Below are 8,001 nucleotides of genomic sequence, written 5' to 3' on the forward strand. Positions count from 1 at the left end.
TGGGTACGTTGCTTTAAACCTCGCTCTAACTGCGTCCATTCGCGATCGCAAATCGTGCGCGGAATGATATCAAACGGCAGAATTTTTTCAGTACCGAGATCGTCGCTATACACGTTGAAAGTTGCACCAATCCTCAACAAAGTACTCTGCGCTAACTGTTGATACTGCTGTAACTCGCTCAATGACAGACTATCGATTTTCTCAATCAGCGGTGCAGCAATCGATCGGGGACTACCATCAGGTAAAAATAATTCATCATAAAATTTACCAGGCTGGTAACTGCTTAGTTCCATATCATCACACCAGACTAGACAACTATTCGGTACCTTCTATCAATTAACTTTTTTCACATAAATTAACTGTATAAGGATATACCGCAGTCACCATTGGGACAATTAGCACAAGCGCGTAAATCATTGCTGGTAGCTCGATCTACCTAAATTCCCACTCGATCCCAATCTGATGAGGATCTACTCCCTTCCCACTCAAGAAATAAGTAGGTAGGCGCAAACATCTATAACACTAGAAAAGCCTGAAAGCCTATTTTTAATGCCATAAATTGAGCTTAGTCATAATAAATAATTTTACCGGTGTTAAGGATCGAACTATTTTTACCCCCGATGAGTCGATCGAGTAAGGCTTCGATTTCGCGACGTTCTTGACTATTTGAGGCGATGACTCGACGCTGAATTTGACGATTTTTATCTGGTTTCAGGATTAGTCCGGTACCTTTGGCTCGACCAAGATTACCATTATTAGTATCGATCGATTTGATATCGAGGACTCGATCGAGTTTATCAGCTATCTCTTGGTATTGTCGCGCGTCGATTTTAACTTTGCGGGGTGTCCCGCCATCGTACATCCCGCTGGAACTTTCCGCTCTAGTAATGGGGCGATAATCGATCGACTGCCGATCGATTATATATGAATTCCCAGCACCATCGGCATATTGATATTCATATTTATCGGCAGCAGCTCGCTCCGAGCTAGTGGGGTTAGCGATCGTCGGTAGCGCAAAGATTGGCGATAATATAATTAGGGTCAGTGTTAAAATAAGCTGTTTCATAGTGGCAATTTGAGTAGTTGTCGGTGAAGATGCGATCGATTTAGGAGCGATACAATGAACGATTTTTCAGAACATTTAATTTGTCGTCATACCTTCAATGCCCAAAATATCATTGAGTCTCATCCCCCAAAGCTGCGGAATGCTAATAAAAAGGTTGTCTACCAAATTGCTTGTCCGCCTGACTCTATCTACAGTGGTGAATTAGTATTTTCCCGATGGAGGACGGTACCACTAATTTATCCCAGTCTAACCGATCGGACAGAGATTGAAGAGCAAACAGGTTACTTTGAATATCCAGAATGCGATCGCAACAGTCAGCGAGTTGAATGGTATCTTAATTTTGCCCACTCAGATCTTTTCTGTGCCTATGGAGAGCGGGTATTTGCTCAAGATGAAATGCAAGTTGCCGAACATCCCGCACTGGCTTCGCTCCGAGAAGCATTGCTAAGTTTGAAGATTGCACCATTTACAGTCGAAAATGGCGAACCGACACCGATCTTAATTCGGAATGTCGAAAGAAGATGTGAGATTGCGACCAACCCAGATCCAGCACTAGAAAGACCGCTCGGATTGTATGGTAATAACTTTGCCAAAGCTACAACGGAAGCAATTACATTAGCAACGCAACCATTAAATCCGCCTACATTTACTAATATTATTGCCATGGAAGCTCCTGCTGGCGGTTATAACTTTTATGAATATGAAATCATTGAATATATCCTTGCCACGGCATTTACTGGATTTTCAGCAGCAAAAGTCGAATCTCAGTTACAAATAACCGCCCCAATTGTCATTATTCATACTGGTTTTTGGGGCTGTGGTGCTTATGGCGGCAATCGAGTCTTAATGGCTCTGTTACAGCTCTTAGCAGCACGGTTGGCACAGATAGATAAGTTGATATTCCACACAACCGATGATGTGGGAGCGCAAGCTTTAGCAACAGCTCGAAATATTTTGAATCGAGATTTAGCGATCGATGGTGCTAGTATTACTACTCTGTTAGACAAGATCTATGGAATGTCATTCAAATGGGGTATGAGCGATGGAAACTAGACATAAATTGGATTGGAGAAAATATGAAATTCAACGATAGTAGATTTTATATTTAATTGCGGTTACCTACTTGCATACAAACTAATTTATATGAGTGCTAACTTACCTGTAGATTTTCAAGAGATTATCAAAGAAGAAGGTAGATGTATGTATGCTACTCATATTTACTTATTTGAATCGAGTTATGATGCGATCGTGTCAAAAATATCTGCCGATCTTGTAGTTAAAGATAGAGAAGTAAAAATCTATAATTTAAGAGAGGACGACTGGACATTTGATATTGTTTTAATAAAAAGCTACTATCGAAATATTCCTGCTGACTTACCAATAATACTGAATCGAGAAGCAAATATTTTTTCAAACCTTTGTTTTGCATCTTTCTATATGTTTGATGGGTGTTTCGACCTGAGTATACTCGATGATGACTGGTATATCTGTCAGATATATGGAATTACAGCCTATAAAAGCTTGTCAAAATTTGCGTTTGCTCGTGAGGAAAGAATGAGTGACAAATGGCATCAGGAAGTTCGCAAAATGGCTGCATCCATCTACGAGCGATTTCCAGAGCTAAAATCGGTAAGTTAATCTATCGACAAAAGCTAGCAAATAGATACCATCGATCGAATAAATTATAGGTAATGGAACAATTTGGGCGATCGATCTTAATAACTGCGAAAAAGCTGGGTATCTTAATAATGTGGGAAGAAAAATCGGACACCATGCGATCGCGCGTGGTGTCTTACTTTGTCCATTGGGCAACGATTTGATGGCGTGAGTTTAGTTATCTAGCACCGCCGCAAGCTGTAAATTATCTAACTGTGTAGATGGTGGTTGATAGATCGCCAAATCGAACCAGAAAGTCGTGCCGACACCAACAGTACTGGTAAGATGGATCTGACTGTGATGTTTTTCGATGATATTTTGGACGATCGACAGTCCTAATCCAGTACCTTCGAGAGTATGGACGCGGTTTTCGACCCGGAAGAAGCGATCGAAAATTGCCTGCCGATCTTCAGGATCGATCCCGATGCCCGTATCGACAATTTCGACTCTGACCACAGGAGATATAATCTCATCTGCCGCGTTACCAGTCAATTCAGCTTGATAAGCGCGAATGGTGACTTTCCCATCTGCTTTGGTAAATTTGAGGGCATTCCCGACCAAATTTGCCAGCACCTGGAGAATTAAATCGTAGTTACCCAAGACAGATGGTAGTTCGGGTTCGATATCTTGGCACAATTCGATGCCTTTATCTTTAGCATTGAGCTGATAGGTACGCAGGGTTTGTTCGATCGATCGATCTAATTCGACAGCATCGAAGAGATAGGTGTGTGAAGATTCGAGTTTGGATAGATCTAAGACATCATTAACTAGTCTCGTCAGGCGATCTGTTTCGCGATTGGCGGTATCGAGAAATTCACTGCGTTCGGCTTGAGTTAATTCATCGCCATATTCATGTAAGGTTTCGATGAAAGATTTAATATTAAATAATGGTGTCCGCAGTTCGTGGGAGACATTACTAATAAACTGACTTTTCGCTTCATTTAGTTCGACCTCGCGGGTAATATCCTGAATCGTCATGGCGATCGCTCGGACATTTTCTTTAACCGGATCGAGTACGTTGGTGATTAAAATTCTGACAGTACGATGTGCGGGATGATTGAGGGTAATCCGAAATTCTTCACCGTCGAGTTTACCCGCAGCTACTTGATATAATGGGCGCGCGAGTTCGGCAGAAACGCTGCCGGGTAAGACATGCAAGACATTAGCCGAATCTAAATCTTGGTGTTCCCAGCCGAAGAAGCGACGGGCGTTTGGATTGACTAAAACAATGTGCAGATTGTTATCGATTAATACCGCACCATCGGCAATGGTGGTGACTAGGGTTTCTAATTTGGCTTTTTCGGCAGTTAATTCGTCGATATTTTGTTCTTCAAATATCTCTAATTTTTCGGCCATTTCATTAAAGCTATCGATTAATTCGCCTAACTCGCCGCCGAGGGGTAAATCGATCCGTTGTTTGAAATTGCCAGCCGCAATATTTTTGACCCCTGAGAGTAATTCTTTAATTGGTTTGGTAATTTGGAGGGCATTAAATACCGCGCCCAAAATTACCATTACCCAAATCGAGACAAATACCGCGATCGTCACATCTCTAGTCAAACCAGTGGACGCAACTACAGTAGGATTAGGGTTAATCCCGATCGCGAGGGTACCGATAAATTTGCCTTCATGCTCGATGGGGACGAACACATCGGTAACGATGCCTTCTGGTGTCTGATGTTGGCGAACTAGGGGTAAATCTTTATTGGCAACAGTGTCGGGTAAATGAATCCGCCGCTCGATCATCAGTGAGTTTTGGACTTCTGACTCAGAAAAAGGAATTCCCAGTCGAATATTGCCCACCTCGTCAGCATACAAAATGTACCGCAGGCTCGATGTACTGTGATAGAACCGATTGGAAAACCGAGCGACGGTAGTAAGATCGTTTTCTGCCAATTGGGGGGCGATATTGGCAGCTAAGAGCAGCCCTAAGTCTCGCCCGAAGCGCGTATCATTAATCCGCGCATCTGCTTGAATGGTATTTACCGCCCAAAAAGTCAAGCCACTCACAATCAGCGACACCACCAAAGTGGCTGCTCCCATCAGTTTGGTTTGGAGTGTAAACTCCATCCACCAATGGCGAATAGTGTCGCGCAGGTTGTCGAACATGGCTGGCATGAAGTGGATAAGGGATAGGGGATGGTAAATAGATATAAAGATCGCTAGCAATATTTTCTAGCCGATCGATTTCGAGCTGGCTCGGTTATAATATTGAAATTATCTAGCCGTGTTCTCTCTCACTATAACAGCGATTACCTAACGGTAGGCGATGCCAACGCTCGGATGGCTGGAAGATTCACAGATCGCGCAGTAATTCTCATTCTAGAACTCTCGCACTATTTCGGTATGCCGTTGGTGAAGCTTCTTCCCTGGAGCATCTCTGTCAGGCTATTGACGACAGAATGCGGCTTGCAGCAGTTTTATTTTTAAAAACTACCATCAGTTCCAATCTCAATTTTTACAATGAGAATTGCTCTCCATCGCGAAGAGCGGTACTCTTTCAATCGTTAGCTGCCAGCATTCGACATAGTTGGCGAAAATCATCGCCGCGATGCTCGAAACTAGTATACCGATCGAAACTCGCACAAGCAGGCGATAGTAAGACAATTTTGGCTTGATGCTGCTGGACTAGAGCAACAGATCGAGTCACGGCACTTGCCATTGTCTCAACTATTTCATAGTTAGTATATCCGATCGATTGCAAGCGATCGGCAAACTGAGCTGCCGCATTGCCAATTAATAATACGGTAGCAGCCTTTTGTTTAATCGTCTCCAACCAAGCCAAATCATCTCCGGCTTTAGCTTCGCCGCCTGCAATCAGAATTGCTGGCGATTTTACCGCACTCAATCCAACATCAGCAGCATCATAATTAGTTGCCTTACTGTCATTAATATAGTCTGCCCCGCCATAAGTGCAGATATATTCTAACCGATGGGGAACGCCAGGAAAACTAGCAACAGCAGCGGCGATTTCACTATTTTCGATTCCAGCTAATTTAGCAATGGCTACTGCCATTAAAAGATTTTGTAAATTGTGTTCTCCAGGCATTTTTAGCGAGTCGGCTGGCAAGATCTTTTCGCCCCTGAAAAACACCCAATTATCTTCAATCCAAATCCCCAATTCGGGATCGCCTTGTAACTTTTCTCGACCGACTACGCTCGTCCAAGTGGCATCTTGCCAATCAGATTCACCTAACTCATGTAAATATCGATCGTCACCATTAAAAATTCGATCTTGTGAATTGCGAAGTAATTTAGCTTTAATTGCAGCATATTTATCGACAGTTTTGTGACGGGCCAAATGATCGGGGGTTAATGTCGTCCAAACCCCAATTCGCGGCGTGAGCGTAAAAGTAGACTCGATTTGATAGCTACTCAGTTCGGCAATAATCCAGGCAGGATGCGTTTCTAATAAAGCTAATTCACAGGCAGCAAAACCAATATTACCACAGGCGATCGTCTCTAGTCCCGCAGCTTTAAAAATGGCATCGGTTAACGCGGTAGTAGTGGTTTTGCCATTGGTGCCAGTAATTGCCACCCAGGGAATATCTTGCAGATATCGCCATGCTAATTCCATTTCGCCGATCGTGTCAATGCCCAGCTCTCTAGCTGTGACTAGGGGCGCAATATCCCAAGGTACGCCAGGACTGACGACAATAATATCTTCATCGCTAGGTGCAAATTTATCGCCAAGTTTGACGTTAATTCCGAGTGCTGCTAGCTGTTGTTTTTGAGCTTCAAGGGTGGGGCTATTATTACTATCACTGAGCGTAACTGTATGACCGTGTTTTATTAATAGTTTAGCAGCAGCAATACCCGATCGACCTAAACCAATTACAGTAGCTTTTTTCATAGATAATCTCTAGTTGCTGTGAGGGGGTGCTTTTCAACCGCTGCGACTTGGCTCAGGGTAAGGAGAACGCAGATGTTCGATCTTAAATGAATTTTACGATCGTATTTTACTCGATCGTCAGAATGTAGACTAGAACAAAGGCATTCAATTTTGGTTAAATTTACGATCTAGTAACGATCGTGTGTTTTAACCGTGTGTTTAATGTAGTTATTTGAATCGCATTCGCAGAGATAGCAATTCCCTGCTGTAGCAGTCCTAATTTAATTTGTAAGAATATCGTAGGGTGTGTGAAAGCAATCTTAGTCCTCGCCAAAAGCTAAGATTTTCGCTACTAACAGACCAGGCAACCGCAACGAAGATACTCGTGTTTAGCACGAAAGTAAATATCAACAGCGCGTCATTAGGATATTTAATATAATGGGGCCAAGCTAATATTAGGAACATCCAAATAGCTGCGTACATCCATGGAAAAACCGGAAAAATCATAAGTGTTATGCGATCGCTAAGATTTATATTACTTCACTGTACTTCTTTCAGCATTCGGCGAGCGAACATAATAAAAAAAATTAAAAATGCTATCGGGCTAGTTTTTTAAACTTTCTTATCTAAATAATTAATTTTTACTCCATTCGGGAATACTTTCCCATACTTGAGCTTCAATAAAAATATCGTATTTTCTGGCTGGATCTGTTTCCCACTCTCGCTGTGGAATGCTGAATCGATCGATAATATCCTGAATCTCACACAGATTGAATACCGTACCATGATATTCAGGTTGATAAAATTTTCTATCTGTCTGACTTTTTAGCCAGTAGCTTATCATACTATCTGGATAGGTAAAACTGACTCGATCGGCATCGAAAGCAGATATTGGTATTTGGATCGTTTTGCTTTGTCCGTTATATCCCTCTTCAATCCATGTCGATTTATCGACAACAAAATATTGAGGATATTCCGTCGTAGGTTTACCACCTTTTTTAATAAACTCGTTTCTGAGCCAACTTTCGGTCGCTCGTCTGTGACTGAGATATTCAACTGGATTATCGAACCTTCGATAAACTGAGCCAGTTCTTTCTTTCAGGCTGGCGATAATACTCAAGGCTTCTTCATCTGAGACAGAAGATAAAGTTTGAAATGGTCGATCGTTTTGATGGTGGTAATGTGTGAGAATCATGATGCGATCGAAATTACCCCTAAATGATTAAAGATCGGATTAGGCAACACCATAATCTGTATAGAGACGCTTAGACGGCATTTGTAATCCTAAAATAATATCTGCTTTAGGTACGCCCATTTCTACTAATGCTTCGGCTGGATCTCGATCTGTCAAATTCTGCTGTAACCAAATTTTGCCATCCTTAATATCAAAGTGCATTATGCAACGATAGATTCTTTCTGCACCTTGCCAACCTACATTCATCCACTG

At 42.2% G+C, this 8,001-nt stretch carries 8 protein-coding genes and 1 pseudogene; 3 read left to right on the plus strand and 6 right to left on the minus strand.

Annotation, left to right across the window (positions count from 1 at the left end; genetic code table 11):
• A pseudogene (locus tag RMO79_RS11120) lies at positions 1 to 293 on the minus strand (circularly permuted type 2 ATP-grasp protein); the annotation flags it as partial.
• Between the two features lie 272 nt (positions 294 to 565).
• The gene (locus tag RMO79_RS11125) at positions 566 to 1,066 is read right to left on the minus strand and encodes a hypothetical protein (protein WP_310483222.1); all 501 of its coding nucleotides are present in this window, start codon (positions 1,064 to 1,066) and stop codon (positions 566 to 568) included.
• Between the two features lie 54 nt (positions 1,067 to 1,120).
• Between RMO79_RS11125 and RMO79_RS11130 the strand changes: the two genes are divergently transcribed.
• Entirely contained in the window at positions 1,121 to 2,119 is a 999-nt protein-coding gene (locus RMO79_RS11130) for a hypothetical protein (RefSeq protein ID WP_310483223.1), read from the plus strand.
• Positions 2,120 to 2,209: 90 nt separating this feature from the next.
• Positions 2,210 to 2,704, plus strand: a complete 495-nt coding sequence (locus RMO79_RS11135) for a hypothetical protein (RefSeq protein ID WP_310483224.1) — start codon at positions 2,210 to 2,212, stop codon at positions 2,702 to 2,704.
• A 192-nt stretch (positions 2,705 to 2,896) separates the two neighbouring features.
• Here the strand turns inward: RMO79_RS11135 and nblS are convergent, their stop codons facing one another.
• Positions 2,897 to 4,840 (minus strand): two-component system sensor histidine kinase NblS, encoded by a 1,944-nt coding sequence (gene nblS / locus RMO79_RS11140; protein ID WP_310483225.1) that lies wholly within the window; start codon positions 4,838 to 4,840, stop codon positions 2,897 to 2,899.
• A 93-nt stretch (positions 4,841 to 4,933) separates the two neighbouring features.
• Here nblS and RMO79_RS11145 point away from each other — a divergent pair, with 93 nt between their 5' ends.
• Complete coding sequence (locus RMO79_RS11145; protein WP_310483226.1) at positions 4,934 to 5,152, plus strand: hypothetical protein; 219 nt, start codon at positions 4,934 to 4,936, stop codon at positions 5,150 to 5,152.
• 70 nt (positions 5,153 to 5,222) lie between these two features.
• Here RMO79_RS11145 and murD read toward each other — a convergent pair whose 3' ends face one another.
• From murD to RMO79_RS11160, 3 genes are all read right to left on the minus strand, one after another.
• Positions 5,223 to 6,575: a UDP-N-acetylmuramoyl-L-alanine--D-glutamate ligase gene (gene murD / locus RMO79_RS11150; RefSeq protein ID WP_310483227.1), complete on the minus strand. Its 1,353-nt coding sequence runs from the start codon at positions 6,573 to 6,575 to the stop codon at positions 5,223 to 5,225.
• 613 nt (positions 6,576 to 7,188) lie between these two features.
• The gene (locus RMO79_RS11155) at positions 7,189 to 7,749 is read right to left on the minus strand and encodes a hypothetical protein (RefSeq protein ID WP_310483228.1); all 561 of its coding nucleotides are present in this window, start codon (positions 7,747 to 7,749) and stop codon (positions 7,189 to 7,191) included.
• A 39-nt stretch (positions 7,750 to 7,788) separates the two neighbouring features.
• On the minus strand, positions 7,789 to 8,001 hold a 213-nt coding region (locus RMO79_RS11160; protein ID WP_310483229.1), incomplete at its 5' end, for an element excision factor XisI family protein.

The organism is Chamaesiphon sp. VAR_48_metabat_403 (genome assembly GCF_031422475.1).
Classification (GTDB): domain Bacteria; phylum Cyanobacteriota; class Cyanobacteriia; order Cyanobacteriales; family Chamaesiphonaceae; genus Chamaesiphon.

Excerpts from the sequence above, each read along its gene's own strand:
- RMO79_RS11125 (WP_310483222.1), bottom strand. The coding sequence starts at position 1,066 with ATGAAACAGCTTATTTTAACACTGACCCTAATTATATTATCGCCAATC.
- RMO79_RS11130 (WP_310483223.1), top strand. The coding sequence starts at position 1,121 with ATGAACGATTTTTCAGAACATTTAATTTGTCGTCATACCTTCAATGCC.
- RMO79_RS11135 (WP_310483224.1), top strand. The coding sequence starts at position 2,210 with ATGAGTGCTAACTTACCTGTAGATTTTCAAGAGATTATCAAAGAAGAA.
- nblS (WP_310483225.1), bottom strand. The coding sequence starts at position 4,840 with ATGCCAGCCATGTTCGACAACCTGCGCGACACTATTCGCCATTGGTGG.
- murD (WP_310483227.1), bottom strand. The coding sequence starts at position 6,575 with ATGAAAAAAGCTACTGTAATTGGTTTAGGTCGATCGGGTATTGCTGCT.
- RMO79_RS11155 (WP_310483228.1), bottom strand. The coding sequence starts at position 7,749 with ATGATTCTCACACATTACCACCATCAAAACGATCGACCATTTCAAACT.